This window comes from Agromyces tropicus, assembly GCF_039531345.1.
GTDB lineage: Bacteria > Actinomycetota > Actinomycetes > Actinomycetales > Microbacteriaceae > Agromyces > Agromyces tropicus.
On the sequence record NZ_BAAAPW010000004.1, the window covers coordinates 80,336 to 96,056 of the forward strand.

Sequence of the window (15,721 nt, forward strand, 5' to 3'; positions counted from 1 at the left end):
CTCCGGCGGCCCGAGACGACGGATGCCCGCCCCGACGGATCGGGACGGGCATCCGGTGGCGATGCGGGCGACTGACTACGCGTCGGCACCCTCGGCGGGCGCCTCGGCGTGCTGGCCGGTCGCGGCGCGGCCGTTGGTGTCGGCCTCCTCCGCGATGACCGGCGCGAGCGACAGCTTGCCGCGGTCGTCGATCTTGGTGATCTCGACGAGCAGCTTCTGCCCGACGCCGAGCACGTCGTCGACGTTCTCGACGCGCTTGCCGCCGGCGAGCTTGCGCACCTCGGAGATGTGCAGCAGGCCGTCCTTGCCGGGCAGCAGCGAGATGAACGCGCCGAACGCGGCGATCTTCACGACCGTGCCGAGGAACTGCTCGCCGACCTCCGGGTTGGTGGGGTTGGCGATCGCGTTCACCGCGGCGCGGGCCGCCTCGGCCGTGGGGCCGTCGGTCGCGCCGATGTAGACGGTGCCGTCCTCCTCGATCGAGATCTCGGCGCCGGTGTCGTCCTGGATGCCGTTGATCGTCTTGCCCTTCGGGCCGATCAGCTCGCCGATCTTGTCGACCGGGATCTGCACGCTGATGACGCGCGGCGCCGTGGGCGCCATCTCGTCGGGGCCGTCGATGGCGGCGTTCAGCACCTGCAGGATCGTCGACCGGGCCTCCTTGGCCTGGGTCAGCGCGCCGCCGAGCACCGAGGCGGGGATCCCGTCGAGCTTGGTGTCGAGCTGGATCGCCGTGACGAACTCCGACGTGCCGGCGACCTTGAAGTCCATGTCGCCGAGCGCGTCCTCCGCACCGAGGATGTCGGTGAGGGCCGCGTAGCGGGTCTCGCCGTCCTTCGTGTCGGAGATGAGGCCCATCGCGATGCCCGCGACCGGCGCCTTCAGCGGCACGCCCGCGTTCAGGAGCGAGAGCGTCGACGCGCAGACCGAGCCCATGGAGGTCGAGCCGTTCGAGCCGAGCGCCTCCGAGACCTGGCGGATGGCGTACGGGAACTCCTCGCGGCTCGGCAGCACGGGCACGAGCGCCCGCTCGGCGAGCGCGCCGTGGCCGATCTCGCGACGCTTCGGCGAACCCACACGACCCGTCTCACCCGTCGAGTAGGGCGGGAAGTTGTAGTTGTGCATGTAGCGCTTCTTCGTCTCGGGCGAGAGCGAGTCGATCTGCTGCTCCATCTTGAGCATGTTCAGCGTGGTGACGCCCATGATCTGGGTCTCGCCGCGCTGGAAGATCGCCGAGCCGTGCACGCGCGGGATGACCTGCACCTCCGCGTCGAGCGGACGGATGTCGGCCAGGCCGCGGCCGTCGATGCGCACGCCCTCGTCGAGCACGCGCGAGCGGACGACGAGCTTGGTGACCGACTTGTAGGCGGCGGACACCTCGGCGTTGGCCGACTCGGGGAGCTCCCCGGCCTCGACCTTGGCGGCGACGGCCTCCTTGACGCGCGCCTTCAGCGCGTCGTCGGCGTCCTGCCGCTCGGTCTTGCCGGCGATCTGGTAGACGCCCTTGAGCTCGTCGTAGGCGAGGCCCGCGACGACGTCGTAGGTCGACTGCTGGTAGGGCGGGAACGTCGGGTAGTCCGCCGTCTCCTTCGCCGCGGTCGCGGCGACCTTCTGCTGCGCCTCGACGAGCTGCTTGATGAACGGCTTCGCGGCCTCGAGGCCCTGGGCGACGACCTCCTCGGTCGGCTTGACGGCGCCGCCCTGGATGAGGTTCCAGGCACCGTCGGTCGCCTCGGCCTCGACCATCATGATCGCGACGTCCTGGCTGCCGTCGGCCTCGGTCACGACGCGGCCGGCGACGACCATGTCGAACACGGCGTCCTCGAGCTGCGAGTGCTTCGGGAACGCGACCCACTGGCCGTCGATGAGGGCGACGCGGACGCCGCCGATCGGGCCGGAGAAGGGCAGGCCGGACAGCTGGGTCGACATCGACGCGGCGTTGATCGCGAGGACGTCGTACAGCTCGTCGGGCTCGATCGCGAGCACGGTCACGACGACCTGGACCTCGTTGCGCAGGCCCTCGACGAACGAGGGGCGCAGCGGGCGGTCGATCAGGCGGCAGGTGAGGATCGCCTCGGTCGAGGGACGGCCCTCACGGCGGAAGAACGAGCCGGGAATGCGGCCCGCGGCGTACATGCGCTCCTCGACGTCGATCGTGAGCGGGAAGAAGTCGAAGTGCTCCTTGGGCTGCTTCGACACCGACGTGGCCGAGAGCAGCATCGTCTCGTCGTCGATGTAGGCGACCGCCGAGCCCTGCGCCTGCTGCGCGAGGCGACCGGTCTCGAACCGGACGGTACGGGTGCCGAATCGACCGTTGTCGATGACGGTCTCGGCGAACGTGATCTCAGGACCTTCCAAGAGGTCTCTCTCCTTTGTTTCGGCTCGCGCGCCCGTGTGGCGCGCGAGGTGAACAAGGAGCAGGGAACAGGCAGATCTCAGCGCGTCGATGACCCGCCAGCGCTGGCCACCAGTAGAAGTCCACCAAGCTCTCGCTTGGTAAGCCACCACAGGGGACCAGCTTCCTGCCGGCCTGCTCCGGCGCGCCCGTCAGCGGGCGCGAGCTCATGTTGAATTGAGCGGATGCCGCGCGGGCATCCTTCCAGAGCCTATCAGCCCGGCGTGTCGCCACCTAGCAGGCGGATCCGACGGATGCCTCGACTCCCCGGTCAGGCCCGCATTCCGCGGTGCGCGGACTCGCCGGTGCGGCCGGGCAGGTGCACGAGCGCGTCGTGCTTGGCCTCCCGCCCGTCGCCGGCGGTGCGGCCGAGCATGCGCCGTCCGACCCACGGCACCGCATGGCGTCGCAGCCACTCCGCCGTCGCGAGGGGCGGCGCGTCGGGATCGTCCGCGTCGCCGTGCAGCGCGGCGTCGAGCCCGGCGAGCGCCGCGGCATCCGGCACCCCCAGCGCGTCGGCGGCCGCGTAGGCGAGCGCCCGGTGGCCGGACGAGTTCAGGTGCACGCGGTCCTCCGCCCACACGCCGCGCGCCGTGAGGCCGGCGTGCCGCGACGCGTCGAGCACCAGCGCGCCGGCCGCCTCCGCGCGCGGCAGGACCCGGTCGACGAACCGCTCGAACCGCATGCGGACGGCCCCGAGCCGCGCGTGCGCGGGCAGGAACGGCGTCACCACCAGCACGTCGGCGCCCCGATCGCGCGCGGCGTCGACTGCGTCGCCGAGTCGCGCGGCCAGGACCTCGGGTCGGGCGTCGACCCGCACGAGGTCGTTCCCGCCGACGAGCACGGTGACGAGGTCGGCACCGAGCGCCGCGGCGCGCGGCAGCTGCACGTCGACCACGTCGCGCACGCGTCGGCTCCGCACGGCGAGGTTCGCGTAGCCGATGCCGTCGCCGGACTGGGCGAGCAGCATGGCCAGGCGGTCGGCCCAGCCCCGGTACGCCCCCGCCGCCATGCGCGACGAGTCGCACAGGCCCTCCGTCACGGAGTCGCCCACCGCGACGTAGCGGCGCCATGCCGGGCGCGTCGCGGCGGTCGCGGCGGTCGCGGCGGGCGTCCGGGCGATCCGCTCCTCGCCGTCGGCGGCGCCCGCTCGGGGCGAGGTGCGACCCGGCGCGGCGGCGTGTGCCGAGGTCGTCCGGCCCTCCGGCGCGACGCCCGGACCGGACGGCTCGGCGCCCGACGGATGACGGGCACGCTCCGGCGCGAGCGGCGGGAGACCGCGCCGCAGGCGCACCGCGAGCTCGTAGTGGTCGAGGAGCTCGTCGCCCAGCCGGCCCCAGCTGCGCCCGGCGACGCCCTCGCGCGCGGCCCGGCCGAACGCGCGCCGCTTGGCGTCGTCGCCCGCGAGGTCGCGGACCCGGGCGGCGAGGTCGTCGAGGTCGCCCGGCCGGTAGAGCCATCCGTCGCGGCTCGAGTGGACCAGGTCGAGCGGGCCGCCGCGCCCGGTGGCGACCACCGGCACGCCGCTCGCGAGCGCCTCCTGGACGGTCTGGCAGAAGGTCTCGCTCTCGCCCGGGTGCACGAAGACGTCGAGGCTCGCCATCGCCTCGGCGAGCGCGTCGCCGCCGAGGAAGCCCGTGAACGCGGCATCCGGCAGCAGCCCTTCGAGCGCGGCGCGCTCGGGGCCGTCGCCGATGACCACGAGCCGGACGCCGGGGAGCCCGGCGAGCGCCCGCAGGTCCTCGACCTGCTTCTCGGGCGCGAGCCGGCCGACGTAGCCGACGAGCACCTCGTCGTCGCGGGCGAAGCGACGGCGCCATGCCTCCGAGCGTCGTCCGGGGCGGAACCGGTCGGTGTCGACCCCGCGCGCCCAGCGTCGGAGGCGCTCGACGCCGTAGCCCTCGAGCTGGGCGATGGCCGCCGTCGACGGCGCGAGCGTGAGCGTCGCCCGCCGGTGCAGTCGCGCGACGTGCCCGGCGAGCGCCGGTGCCGCGCCCGGGACGCGGTATCGCTCCGCGTACGCCGGGACGTCGGTCTGGTAGACGGCCACGCTCGGCACGCCGAGCCGCTCGGCCGCGATCACGCCCTGCCAGCCGAGCACGAACGGCGAGGCGAGGTGCACGACGTCCGGCGCGAAGTCGGCGAGCGTCGCCGCGAGCCGCCGCGCGCCCGCGAACGTCACGCGGACCTCGGGGTACCCGGGCATCGGCACCGACCGGAGGAAGGTCGCCCGGGCGCCGTGCAGCCCGTGGTCGACGGGTCCGGAGCGCGGGGCGATCACGAGCGCCTCGTGGCCCCGGTGCTCGAGGTGGCGCAGCACCTGCAGGAGCGAGTGCGTGACGCCGTTCATGTGCGGGAGGAACGACTCGGCGAGCAGTGCGACTCTCACGGGATCCAGCGTGCGGGCCGGCCGGACGCGACGCACGCCGCGACGCCGCTCGTCGACGAGGGTTCACCGCATCGACGGCGGCCGTTCGTCGACCGGACCGCAACGGGTCAACCCCTCGCGGCTGCGGGGCCGTCGGCGCAAGATGGGAGCCGGGCGCACCGCCCGGCGCGTCCGCCATCGTTCAAGGGGGAAACGCATGTCATCGGTCGCACGAGTCACCACCATCACCGCCTTCTCCGAGACGAGCTTCGAGGACGCCGTCAAGGTCGGGATCGCCCGCTCGATCGAGACCCTGCGCGGCGTGCGCGGGGCCTGGGTGAAGGAGCAGAAGGTCACGGTCGAGGGCGGCGGCATCGTCGAGTGGTCCGTCACGCTCGAGGTCACGTTCGTGCTGGACGACTGAGGTCGTCCGGGACGACGGAGGCGGGGAGCCGGCCGGCTCCCCGCCTCATCCTCTGCGGATCGCCGGGGGTCAGAAGCTCCAGCTCCCGCTGATGGCGAAGAAGGCGCCGCTCGTGAAGTCCGTCACGGAGGCATTCGACCACGTGCCGGAGATCAGGGTGGCGGTCTGCCCGTTCGGGCAGTCGAGCACGTCGGCCGGGGCGGGGACCATCAGCGTCAGCGTGCCGACGACGTTGCCGTTCTTGCCCGCGGTGAACACGCCGCTCTCGGAGACGTCCTGCGAGATCGTCGTCTTCTTGGGATCGGACGGGATGTTGCCGCCGCCGTTGACGCACGAGTACGTGGCGTCGAGGTGCGCGGTGGCCTGGATCGTCTCGACGGCGCCGGATGCGAGGCCGGCCTCCTTGAACTGGACGACGAGCGAGGTCCCGGACAGGGACGCCTTCGTCGCGTTCTTGATGAAGTGCGGGCTGCCGCCTGCGAGTGCGGGGCCGGCGCCGACGAAGACGAGGGCGGCGGTCGCGACGAGCGCGGCGAGGGTTCGACGGATGGACATGATGCGCTTCTTCCGGGTTTCAGGTATCGGGTCATCTCTGGTCGGATGCAGCCCTGAAACCACGCGCGTCCGTGACTCCCCCGAATCGAGTACGCGAGGCGTGCGTGGCACCGAGGCCACGCTCCACTTCCGGACGCTACTCCCGGGTCGAGCGCGCCGGTATCCCTAGAATGAGGGATCCTCAGTTTCCCGGTCGAACGATGACGGACGCCTGTCGTTCACCAAGCTCGGCTAGACCGGCGTGGTGGGCGAGGCATGGGTGGGGCAGGTCGTGGGATCGCCGTGGCTGTTCCCCGCGCTGTTCGCCCTCGTCGTCGGGGACGCGTTCCTCGTCGTGCTGCCGAGCGAGACCGCGGTCGTCGCCCTCGCCGCGCTCGCCGGCGCTTCCGGCGATCCGCCCGTCGCGGCCATCGCGGCGACCGCCGCGGCGGGGGCGCTGGCGGGCGACCTCGCCTGCTACGGCCTCGGGCGGTGGGCCGGCGTCGACCGCTGGGCGTGGCAGCGACGTCCCCGGGTCGCTGCGGCGATCGCGCGCGTGCGCCGGACCGTCGAGCGCCGCACGGCCGTGCTCGTCTTCACGGCGCGCTACGTCCCGTTCGCGCGCATCGCGGTCAACCTCTCGGCCGGCGCCGCTCGGATCCCGCTCGCGCGCTACGCGCCGCTCGCGGCCGCGGCGGGCGTGGGGTGGGCCCTGTACAACGTCGCGGTCGGCGGAGTCGTCGGCACCGCCCTCGCCGATCGCCCCCTCCTGGCGATCGGGGTCTCGATCGCGACCGCCGTCGCGCTGGGCCTCGCGGTCGACGCCGCCGTCCGCCTCATCGACGCCAGGCGCAGGTGAGCGGATGCCGCGGCGGGGGTTCCGCCGCGGCATCCGCTGCACCGGGTCGCGCGCTACTCCCCCGCGAGCCCCCCGAGGAGGTGGCCCATCGGGCGGTCGAGCGCGAACGGGTCGCCGACGAGTGCGCTGCGGTCGGTCCGCCCGACGAGGTCGGCGAACTCGGTCGCGCCGCGGAAGATGCGGTCCGGCAGCGACCGGACGCCGTCCCCGCCGCCGCCCCAGTCGCTCGTCGCGGCGAAGACGCCCGTGGTGACCGGGATGGCGTGGAGGTAGGTGAACAGGGGCCGGATCGCGTAGTCGATCGCGAGCGAGTGGCGCGGGGTGCCTCCGGTCGCGCCGATGAGCACCGGCAGGTCGGTCAGCGCCTGCGGGTCGATCACGTCGATGAACGACTTGAACAGGCCCGCGTAGCTGGTCGTGAAGATCGGCGTGACGACGATGAGGCCGTCGGCCGACGCGACCGCGTCGAGTGCGTCCTGGAGCTTCGGCGGAGCGAAGCCCATCAGCAGGTGGTTGGTGATGTCGTGGGCGAGGTCGCGCAGCTCGAACACCTGGGCCTCGACCTCGACGCCCCGCTCCTGCAGGAGCGACGCGCTGTCGGCGAGGAGCCGGTCGGCGAGCTGGCGGCTCGAGCTCGGGGTCGAGAGCCCCGACGAGATGACGACGAGCTTGCGGGTGGTCATCGCACGACCGCCTTCCGGGTCGCGGCCGGGCCGAAGGCCGAGCCGGTGGCTGCGGGCGCCGGAGCGTCCTGGTAGGGCGAGCCGAGGGTGAGGTTGTCACCGCGGTTCGCGTTCGGGGTGGCCTGGCGCGGCGCGTCATCGCCGTACGCCGCGCGCACGAGCGACGCGTGGGTGGGCGCGTCCGGCACGTCGGCCGGGCGGTCCTTCGCGAACTCGCAGCGGAGCACCGGCACGACCTCCTCGCCGAGCAGGTCGAGCTGCTCGAGCACGGTCTTCAGCGGCAGGCCGGCGTGGTCGATGAGCCACATCTGGCGCTGGTAGTCGCCGACGTAGTCGCGGAAGCCGAGGGTGCGGTCGATGACCTCCTGGGGGCTGCCGACGGTCAGCGGCGTCTGCTGGGTGAACTCCTCCATGCTCGGGCCGTGGCCGTAGACGGGGGCGTTGTCGAAGTACGGGCGGAACTCGTTGACGGCGTCCTGGGAGTTCTTCCGCATGAACACCTGCCCGCCGAGGCCGACGATCGCCTGCGCGGCGGTGCCGTGGCCGTGGTGCTCGTACCGCTGGCGGTACAGCGCGATCATGCGCTGCGTGTGGTACGCGGGCCAGAAGATGTGGTTGGCGAAGAAGCCGTCGCCGTAGAACGCGGCCTGCTCGGCGACCTCGGGCGTGCGGATCGAGCCGTGCCAGACGAACGGGGGCACGCCGTCCAGCGGGCGCGGCGTCGCCGTGAAGCCCTGCAGCGGGGTGCGGAACTTGCCCTCCCAGTCGACGACGTCCTCGCGCCACAGGCGGTGCAGGAGCTCGTAGCTCTCGATCGCGATGGGCAGGCCCTGGCGGATGTCCTTGCCGAACCACGGGTAGACCGGGCCGGTGTTGCCGCGGCCGAGCATGAGGTCGGCGCGACCGCCGGAGACGTGCTGGAGCATCGCGTAGTCCTCGGCGAGCTTCACCGGGTCGTTGGTGGTGATCAGCGTCGTGGCCGTCGACAGCTGGAGCGTCGAGGTCTGGCCGGCGATGTACGCGAGCGTCGTGGTGGGCGAGGACGACCAGAACGGCGGATTGTGGTGCTCGCCGAGCGCGAAGACGTCGAGACCGACCTCCTCCGCGTGCTTGGCGATGGTCAGCGTCGCCTGGATCCGCTCGGCCTCGCTCGGGGTGCGGCCGGTCGTGGGGTCCTGCGTGATGTCGCTGACGGTGAAGATTCCGAACTGCATGTCGCCCTCCTGGGCTCCTTCTCTCGTTCCATGCTTTTGCATGCAATTGACCAGAACGGAAGGACCCCCGGATCTATTCCCGCGCCGGACCCGGTGCTCAGCTCGCCAGCCCGAGGACCGATTCGGCGGCCTCCGCCAGCGCGACGCCGTAGCCCCGCCCGTGCCCCGCCGCGTGGACCGCGAGCGGATGCAGCTGGTGCAGTGGCACCCGGTCGCGCCATCCCTCGCGCAGTGGCGCCGCGCGGTCGTAGGCCGCCAGCACGTCGTCGAGGAAGGGGCAGCCGAAGAGCGCGAGCATCGCGAGGTCCGTCTCGCGGTGGCCGCCGTGGGCGGCCGGGTCGATCAGCACGGCCCCGCCGTCGGACCACAGCACGTTGCCCGTCCAGAGGTCGCCGTGCAGTCGGGCGGGCGGCTCGTCGTCGTCGAAGGCGCCGACCTCGACGACCTCGCACGCACGCTCCACGACCGACGCCTCGCCGGCCGTCAGGAACCCGGCCTCGACGGCGATCGGCAGGAACGGGCGAACGCGGTCGCGCGCGTAGAAGGCGCCCCACGACCGGTCGTCCGCCGCGGGCATCTCGCGCCGTCCGATGAACAGCGGGCCGTGCCATCCGTCGGGCCTCGCGCCGAAGGCGGCGGCGCCGGCCGCGTGCGTGCGGGCGAGCGCGGCGCCGAACCCGGACGCGGCGGCGCGGCTGGCACGCACCTCGTCGACGCGTTCGAGCTCGATCCAGTCCTCCCCGACGCCGGCGACGGCGGCCGTACGCACGCCGCCCGCCGCCGCGAGCCAGGCGAGGCCGGCGGCCTCGGCCGGGAAGAACCCGTCGGGCGCGCCGTCACGGCGCTTCACGATGGTCCGCATCGCCCCAGTCTGGCGCACGGACGCGGGGCCCGCCGCTGACGCGACGGGCCCCGCAGGTTCGGACGTGCCGACTCAGTCGGACGAGCCCGGGCCGTGGTCGTGGCCGTGGTCGGGCGAGAGCCCGCCGCCGCCGGGGTTGTTGACCGTGCCCTCGGGGCCGGCGGGTGCCGGCAGGTTCAGGCCGCCGGGGACGTTCGCGCCCGGGACGCCGTTCACCGACTCCGTCGAGTACGAGTAGGCCAGCACCGCGAGCGCGATCGCGTCGATGTTCACATCGAGCGCGGCCACGTTCACGTTGTCGATCGTGTCGCACGCCTGGTGGTAGCACTGGTCGTACGACTCTCCGGCGACGCCGCCCCAGATGGCCTCCTGCTCCGGGGTCTTCACGACCTCGGCGCCGGTGAACAGGCCGCCCGCGGGGATGTCGTTCTCGATGAACGCCTGGTAGTCGCTGCGACCGCTGAACTGCGCGTCGTCGTACGGCACGCCCGCCCACGTGAAGTAGCTCTCGAAGAGGTCCTCGATCTGCACGGAGCCCTCGGGGATCGGCACGCCGGCCGGGGCATCCCAACCGGACTCGTCACCGTCGTACACCATGAAGATGTGGTTCGGCGACGCGACCATGTCGAAGTTCAGGTACAGCGCGATGCGGTCCTTCTCCTCCTGGCTGAGACCCGCGACGTACGCCTCGGAGCCGAGCAGGCCGTCCTCCTCGGCGGCCCACCACGCGAGCCGGATGGTGTTCTGCGGCTGCAGCTTGGAGAGGTTCTGGGCGATCTCGAGCAGGGAGGCCGAACCGCTGCCGTTGTCGTTGATGCCCGGGCCTGCCTCGACGGAGTCGAGGTGGGCGCCCGCCATGACCACGTTGTCGTCGTTGACGCCCGTCTTCTCGGCGATGACGTTCTTCTGCGGACGCGACTCGGGCGCCGGCACGAACACGTGCGCGGTCGAACCGGCCTGCGACAGGGCGACGCCGTCGTCGTAGCTCGCCCCGACGACGGGGATGCCGTGCGTGATCGGCGTACCGTCGTTGAGGGTGCCGGCGTTGGCGACGATGAGGCCGGTCCGGTCGGCCGTGTTGCCCTGGTTGAAGATGACGACGGCCTCGGCGCCGGCGGTCTCGGCGTTGAGCGCCTTGTTGCCGAAGTTGCACGCACCGCGCTGGATGAGGGCGATGTCGTTCGGACCCGAGAAGTCGAGGCCGACGAAGTCCTCCGGCTCGCACCCGCTCGTGCTGGCGTTGCCGAGCCCGAGGTCGAGGTCGACGGGGATGACGTTGCCGGTGACGTCACCGGCTCCCGTTCCGGAGAACGCGCCCGTGCTGTAGTCCGCCTGGACGGGCGTGAGCTGGCTCAGCGAGGCCGGTCCGAAGAACGTGTAGTCGAACTCGTCGATCGACACGTCCCAGCCAGCGGCCTCGAGCGTGTCGACGACGTACTGGACGCTCTCCTCGTAGCCGGAGGTGCCGGCCGCGCGGGTGCCGTCGTTGGCGTCCGCGATGTCCTGCAGCGCCTGCAGGTGCTCCATCGCACCGTCGGCGTCGACGCACTGCAGCAGCTTGGCGACCGTGTTGCTGTTGCGGTTCTCGCAGGAGTTGCCGCCTGGGGCGGCGAATGCGGCGCCCGCCGGTGCGAGCGCGAGCGCGGCGACGGTGGTCGCCCCCGTCGCGAGCACCGCGGCGCGGCGTGAAAGCCTCGTCGTTCGGTTCATGGTCTCTCCTCCTCGGGGCGTCCTCGTCGACCCCCCAGTGCCCCGACGATAACCGGTGCTGAGGCACCCTCGACAGTCTTGACTTCCGGCGGTCCGCGCCGTATGCGTGGACGATCGTCCGTTTCAACGGGCCCGGATGCGGACGTTCGGCACGTCGCCGTGGGCGCGCGGCCGCGCTCAGGCCTCCAGCGCCGCCTCGAGGCCGCTGAGGTCGAGTTCGACGCCGTACGGACGGGCCGTGCCGGTGACCTGCGCGGGGACCCGGACGTAGCGACCCCGGCCGCGCTCGCGATCCAGCGCGTCGCGCCACCGTGCGTCCGCCGCATCGCCCAGGAAGCCGGCGTGCCGAGGCGTGGGGTCGCCGACGAGTTGGACTCCGATGCGGTACCGCGGTGAGAGCCATCGCCGAGCGCGGGGCACGAGCACCGCGTGCTGGTCGACGCCGCCGTGGAGTCGCGCGAGGTCGATCGCGGCCTGGTGGCGGTGGACGTCGATGACCGGGACGACGGTCCGCACGGCGGATGCGACCGCCGGGGCCTCGACGACCGCCAGCCCGTCGAGCGTCGACAGGTCGCCCATCGGGTCCGGGTTCCGCATCCGCCGCTCCCGGAGGAACAGGACGAGGATCCACGCCGCCGCCGCGACGATCGCGACGACGAGGAGCACGTACCACGGGCCGGATTCCGGGCGGATCACGCCGGTCAGCACGAGCAGGACGACGAGCACGAGGTACGGCAGGGGTTCCCACCGCGCGGGCGGGACGAAACGGGGCGCGGGCACCACGACAGGCTACCGGCGGCCGCGTCAGCGCAGCGCCGGCAGCCGCGCGCCGATCTCCTCGAGCACGGCCTCGCTGCCCGCGTAGAGTCCGTGCTCGCGCGGCCGGTGGGCGACCACGTCGCTGAACCCGAGTTCGCGGGCGCGCCCGACGGCGTCCTCGAACGCCGCGACGCTCGCCATCGAGTAGCGGGCCTCGGAGTCGAGGGAGAGCACGGTGTCGAAGCCGGCCGGATCGCGCTCCTCGGCGGCGCAGGCGTCCTCCATCCGAGTCATCAGCTCGCCGATGCGCGGCCACCACGCGGCATCCGCGTCGACGTCCCCGCCCGTCGTCACCCAGCCGGAGCCGTACCGGGCGGCGAGGCGCATCGCGCGCGGGCCGTCCGCGGCCATGAGGAAGGGCATGCGGGGCTCCTGCGCCGGGTCGCCGACCATGCGGGCGCGGACGGCGGAGAAGTGGTCGCCCCAGTAGGAGATGCCCTCGCCCGACCCGCGCTCGAAGCGCAGCAGCGCGTCGAGCGCCTCGGTGAACTCGCGGAACCGGTCGAACCGCTCGGCGCGCGAGATCTCCGGCTGCCCGAGCACGTGCGCGTCGAACCCGGTGCCGCCGGAGCCGAGACCGAGGATGAGGCGACCACCGGCGACCTGGTCGAGCGTGGCCACGTCCTTGGCGAACGGCACCGGATGGCGGAAGTTCGGGCTCGCGACGAACGTGCCGAGGCGGATCCGCTCGGTGACCGTCGCGGCCGCCGTGAGCGTCGGCACCGTGGCGTGCCAGCGCTCGCCCGCGAGGCCCCGCCACGACAGGTGGTCGTAGGTCCAGGCGTGGTCGAAGCCGAGCTCCTCGGCCTGGCGCCACCGGCGTCCGGCCCCGGGCCACTCGTACTGGGGCAGGATGACGAGGCCGAATCGCATGGGCCGAGCCTACGCCGGGCTGGTGATCGGCCCGGTCGGGGCGTCGAGGCGAGGCTCCTCCGGCGTCTCCGCGCGTCGCGGCGCGGCCGGGTCGTCCGGGCCATCGGTCGGCGGGTCGACGGGCGCGTCCGCGGGGACCGGCACCAGGTCGACGTCGAGCACGGGCGCGCCGCGCCGCGGCGTGCGCTCGAGCTTGACGAGCACGATGCCGCCGAGGATCAGGACGCCGCCCAGGATCTGCAGCGGACCGAGCGCCTCGCCGAGGAGGATCCAGCCCACGATGCCCGCGAAGACCACCTCCGAGAGCCCGAGGAACGACGACAGCCGCGACCCCAGCATGCGGATCGCCGCGACGCCGGCGGTGTACGCGAACGCCGTCGACACGGCGCCGACCGTGAGCAGCGGCACCCACCAGGGCGCGGTGCCGCCGAGGAAGTCGACGTCGACGAGCCGGACGTCCATGGGCATGAGGCCGAGCAGCCCGGCGATCGACAGGGCCAGCGCGCCCACGACGAAGCCGGCGGCGAGCAGGGCCACGGGCGGCAGCTCCTCCGTCGCACGCTCGCCGATCGCGTAGTACACGCAGACGCCGATCATCGCGACCGCGGCGAACGCGAGGCCCAGCGGGTCGAGGTCGCCGCCGCCGGGGCCGATGACGAGCCAGAGGCCGGCCAGCGCGACGACCGAGCCCGCGAGCACGATGAGCTGCGGCATCCGCCGGGTGCGGACCCACGCCAGCAGCACGAGGGCGATGGGCGCGAGGTACTCGATGAGCAGCGTCATCGAGACCGGGATGCGCTCGAGCGACGCGTAGAAGGCGAACTGGACGCCCGCGACCGCGACGACGCCGTACAGCAGCACGGTCCAGCGGGCCCGCCACAGCGGACGCAGGTCGAAGCGGAGCGCGATCAGGCCGGGCACCGCGAGGAGCGCGGCCGCGATCGAGATGCGGGCGAGGACCGCGGCTCCCGGCGACCATCCGCTCTCCAGCAGCGGCTTGACGAACACGCCGCCTGCGCCGAACGCGAGCCCCGCCGCGAGCCCGATCGCGATGCCGACGATCCCCCGTGATGCACGCACGGCCGCCTCCTCCACAACTCCGCACGCTGTTCAGCCTCGTCATGACCGAACGCCGTTATGCTCGTGACAGTAGCCGAGCAGATGTCAGGAGTCAAATGATTTTCACCGATGACACGGTCGCGGCCCTCGGGTTCATGGCCGCGGTCGCCGACACGGTGCCCGGCGCCTCCGAATCCGGGGAGGACGAGCTGGCCACGACCTCCGAGCTCGCCGCACTCCTCGACGAGTGGGGCTTCTCGGGTCGCCGCGACGGCGACGCGCGCGAGCTCGCCGAGGTTCGAGCCGTCCGCGAGCGCCTCCGCGGCATCTGGACGCTCGAGCGCGACCCGATGGTGGGCGAGGTGAACGCGATCCTCGAGGAGGCCCACGCGATCCCCCGGCTCGTGCGCCACGACGCGCTCGACTGGCACATCCACGCCGTCTCGCAGGAGTCGCCGCTCGCCGAGCGCATGCTCGTCGAGGCCGCGATGGCCCTCATCGACGTGATCCGAGCCGACGGCACCGACCGGCTCGCCCGGTGCGAGGCCGACGACTGCACGGGGGTGTTCGTCGACCTCTCGAAGAACGCCTCCAAGCGGTACTGCAGCACGCGCTGCGGCAACCGGATGGCGACCCGCGCGTACCGGGCCCGGACGGCCGACTGAGGGCGCCGGGTTCGGCGCGGGGCCGGCCCCGGTCCGGCCACGCGGGTCAGTGCACGATGGCCATCCCGTGCGGCGTGGTGTTCAGGCGCCGCCCGCCGTCGGCCGTGACCGTGACGATGTCCTCGATGCGCACGCCGAAGCGGCCCGGCAGGTAGACGCCCGGCTCGATCGAGAAGCACATGCCGGGCTCGAGGGCGGTCTCCTCCCCCTCGACCAGGTAGGGCGGTTCGTGCGTCGTGATCCCGATGCCGTGGCCGACGCGATGGATGAAGTACTCCCCGTAGCCGGCGTCGTCGATCACCGCACGCGCGACGCGGTCGATCTCCTGGCACGGCACGCCGCGGCGGACGGCGTCGAACCCCGCCTGCTGGGCGCGGACGACGAGCTCGTGCACCGCTCGCTCCTCGTCGGTCGGCTCGCCCACGTGGACCGTCCGGGTCGTGTCGGAGCCGTAGCCGTCCTTCAGGCCGCCGAAGTCGAGCACGACCATGTCGCCGTCCTCGATGACGCGATCGCCCTGCTCGTGGTGCGGGTTCGCGCCGTTCGGGCCCGAGCCCACGACCGTGAAGTCGACCTGCGAGTGGCCGTGCGCCACGAGCGATGCGGCGAGGTCGGCGGCGATGTCGGCCTCGGCGCGACCGGCGAAGCGGACGTCGAGGATGTCGCGGTACGCGGCGTCCGCGGCCGCACCCGCGGCGGCGAGGCGGACGAGCTCGTCGGCGCCCTCACTGCGCGGAGCATCGGCAGCGCCGTCGTCATCGACACGAACGAGGTGGTCGCCAGCCGGTCCTGCAGCCCGAGGAGGTGCATCGCCCACGCGGAGTCGGACATCGCGTAGCGACCCGGTTCGAGCAGCGTTGCCGCCGCGGCGTAGGGGTCGTCGCCGTCCATCCAGTCGACCATGCCGACCAGCGGCGCTGCGGTCGCGCGCTCGGCATCGGGCCGTTCGAGCCTCGGTACGACGAGCGCGGCGTCCCCGTCGGCGGGGACGACGAGCATGGTCAGGCGCTCGGTGGTGACCGGCACGTACCCGGTGAGGTAGTCGAGGTCGGGCCCGGGGGTGACGACGAGCCCGGCGAGGCCGGCATCGGCGGCGGAGCGGGCGACCCGACGGAGGCGCGCGGCGAAGTCGTCGACGGTGAAGGGCGTCGGCCGCTCCGACGCGTCGGACGGGTGCGGAGCCGGTTCGGTCATGTCGGTCCTCCTGGTCGTGCGGGCGCGGTGCGGCGCCGGCGGTCGCGCGGCCCGGGGACGAC

General features: G+C 73.1%; 14 protein-coding genes and 1 pseudogene. 3 read left to right on the forward strand and 12 right to left on the reverse strand.

Annotated elements, in window-relative coordinates; all coding sequences use genetic code 11:
• Positions 1 to 75: 75 nt before the first annotated feature.
• Entirely contained in the window at positions 76 to 2,358 is a 2,283-nt protein-coding gene (locus tag ABD230_RS12830; protein ID WP_344374715.1) for a polyribonucleotide nucleotidyltransferase, read from the reverse strand.
• A gap of 308 nt (positions 2,359 to 2,666) precedes the next feature.
• Positions 2,667 to 4,784: a glycosyltransferase gene (locus ABD230_RS12835; RefSeq protein WP_344374718.1), complete on the reverse strand. Its 2,118-nt coding sequence runs from the start codon at positions 4,782 to 4,784 to the stop codon at positions 2,667 to 2,669.
• A 196-nt stretch (positions 4,785 to 4,980) separates the two neighbouring features.
• Here ABD230_RS12835 and ABD230_RS12840 point away from each other — a divergent pair, with 196 nt between their 5' ends.
• Positions 4,981 to 5,187, forward strand: a complete 207-nt coding sequence (locus ABD230_RS12840; RefSeq protein WP_344374720.1) for a dodecin family protein — start codon at positions 4,981 to 4,983, stop codon at positions 5,185 to 5,187.
• Positions 5,188 to 5,256: 69 nt separating this feature from the next.
• On the opposite strand, the gene ABD230_RS12845 is transcribed toward ABD230_RS12840, so the two are convergent.
• Positions 5,257 to 5,742, reverse strand: coding sequence for a hypothetical protein (locus ABD230_RS12845; protein ID WP_344374722.1), 486 nt, complete (start codon positions 5,740 to 5,742; stop codon positions 5,257 to 5,259).
• Between the two features lie 244 nt (positions 5,743 to 5,986).
• On the opposite strand from ABD230_RS12845, the gene ABD230_RS12850 reads away from it, so the two are divergent.
• On the forward strand, positions 5,987 to 6,580 hold the full coding sequence (locus ABD230_RS12850) for a VTT domain-containing protein (protein ID WP_344374725.1): 594 nt from the start codon (positions 5,987 to 5,989) through the stop codon (positions 6,578 to 6,580).
• Positions 6,581 to 6,633: 53 nt separating this feature from the next.
• On the opposite strand, the gene ABD230_RS12855 is transcribed toward ABD230_RS12850, so the two are convergent.
• From ABD230_RS12855 to ABD230_RS12885, 7 genes are all read right to left on the reverse strand, one after another.
• Complete coding sequence (locus tag ABD230_RS12855) at positions 6,634 to 7,263, reverse strand: CE1759 family FMN reductase (protein WP_344374728.1); 630 nt, start codon at positions 7,261 to 7,263, stop codon at positions 6,634 to 6,636.
• Positions 7,260 to 8,477, reverse strand: coding sequence for an LLM class flavin-dependent oxidoreductase (locus tag ABD230_RS12860; protein WP_344374731.1), 1,218 nt, complete (start codon positions 8,475 to 8,477; stop codon positions 7,260 to 7,262). Before ABD230_RS12860 ends, ABD230_RS12855 begins: the two co-directional genes overlap by 4 nt.
• A 97-nt stretch (positions 8,478 to 8,574) precedes the next feature.
• Complete coding sequence (locus ABD230_RS12865; RefSeq protein ID WP_344374736.1) at positions 8,575 to 9,357, reverse strand: fructosamine kinase family protein; 783 nt, start codon at positions 9,355 to 9,357, stop codon at positions 8,575 to 8,577.
• A gap of 54 nt (positions 9,358 to 9,411) precedes the next feature.
• Positions 9,412 to 11,049, reverse strand: a complete 1,638-nt coding sequence (locus ABD230_RS12870) for a M28 family peptidase (RefSeq protein WP_344374740.1) — start codon at positions 11,047 to 11,049, stop codon at positions 9,412 to 9,414.
• Between the two features lie 177 nt (positions 11,050 to 11,226).
• The gene (locus tag ABD230_RS12875) at positions 11,227 to 11,829 is read right to left on the reverse strand and encodes a hypothetical protein (protein ID WP_344374742.1); all 603 of its coding nucleotides are present in this window, start codon (positions 11,827 to 11,829) and stop codon (positions 11,227 to 11,229) included.
• Positions 11,830 to 11,853: 24 nt separating this feature from the next.
• Positions 11,854 to 12,741 (reverse strand): LLM class flavin-dependent oxidoreductase, encoded by an 888-nt coding sequence (locus tag ABD230_RS12880; RefSeq protein WP_344374744.1) that lies wholly within the window; start codon positions 12,739 to 12,741, stop codon positions 11,854 to 11,856.
• A 9-nt stretch (positions 12,742 to 12,750) separates the two neighbouring features.
• A complete protein-coding gene (locus tag ABD230_RS12885) occupies positions 12,751 to 13,821 on the reverse strand; it encodes an EamA family transporter (protein ID WP_344374746.1) in 1,071 nt (356 codons plus the stop codon).
• Positions 13,822 to 13,916: 95 nt separating this feature from the next.
• Between ABD230_RS12885 and ABD230_RS12890 the strand changes: the two genes are divergently transcribed.
• Entirely contained in the window at positions 13,917 to 14,465 is a 549-nt protein-coding gene (locus tag ABD230_RS12890; RefSeq protein WP_344374748.1) for a CGNR zinc finger domain-containing protein, read from the forward strand.
• A 46-nt stretch (positions 14,466 to 14,511) separates the two neighbouring features.
• Here the strand turns inward: ABD230_RS12890 and ABD230_RS12895 are convergent, their stop codons facing one another.
• The gene (locus tag ABD230_RS12895; RefSeq protein ID WP_425546231.1) at positions 14,512 to 15,282 is read right to left on the reverse strand and encodes a M24 family metallopeptidase; all 771 of its coding nucleotides are present in this window, start codon (positions 15,280 to 15,282) and stop codon (positions 14,512 to 14,514) included.
• Positions 15,252 to 15,659: pseudogene (locus tag ABD230_RS19125) on the reverse strand (aminopeptidase P family N-terminal domain-containing protein); the annotation flags it as partial. The gene ABD230_RS12895 and the pseudogene ABD230_RS19125, both read right to left, overlap by 31 nt.
• Positions 15,660 to 15,721 lie beyond the last annotated feature (62 nt).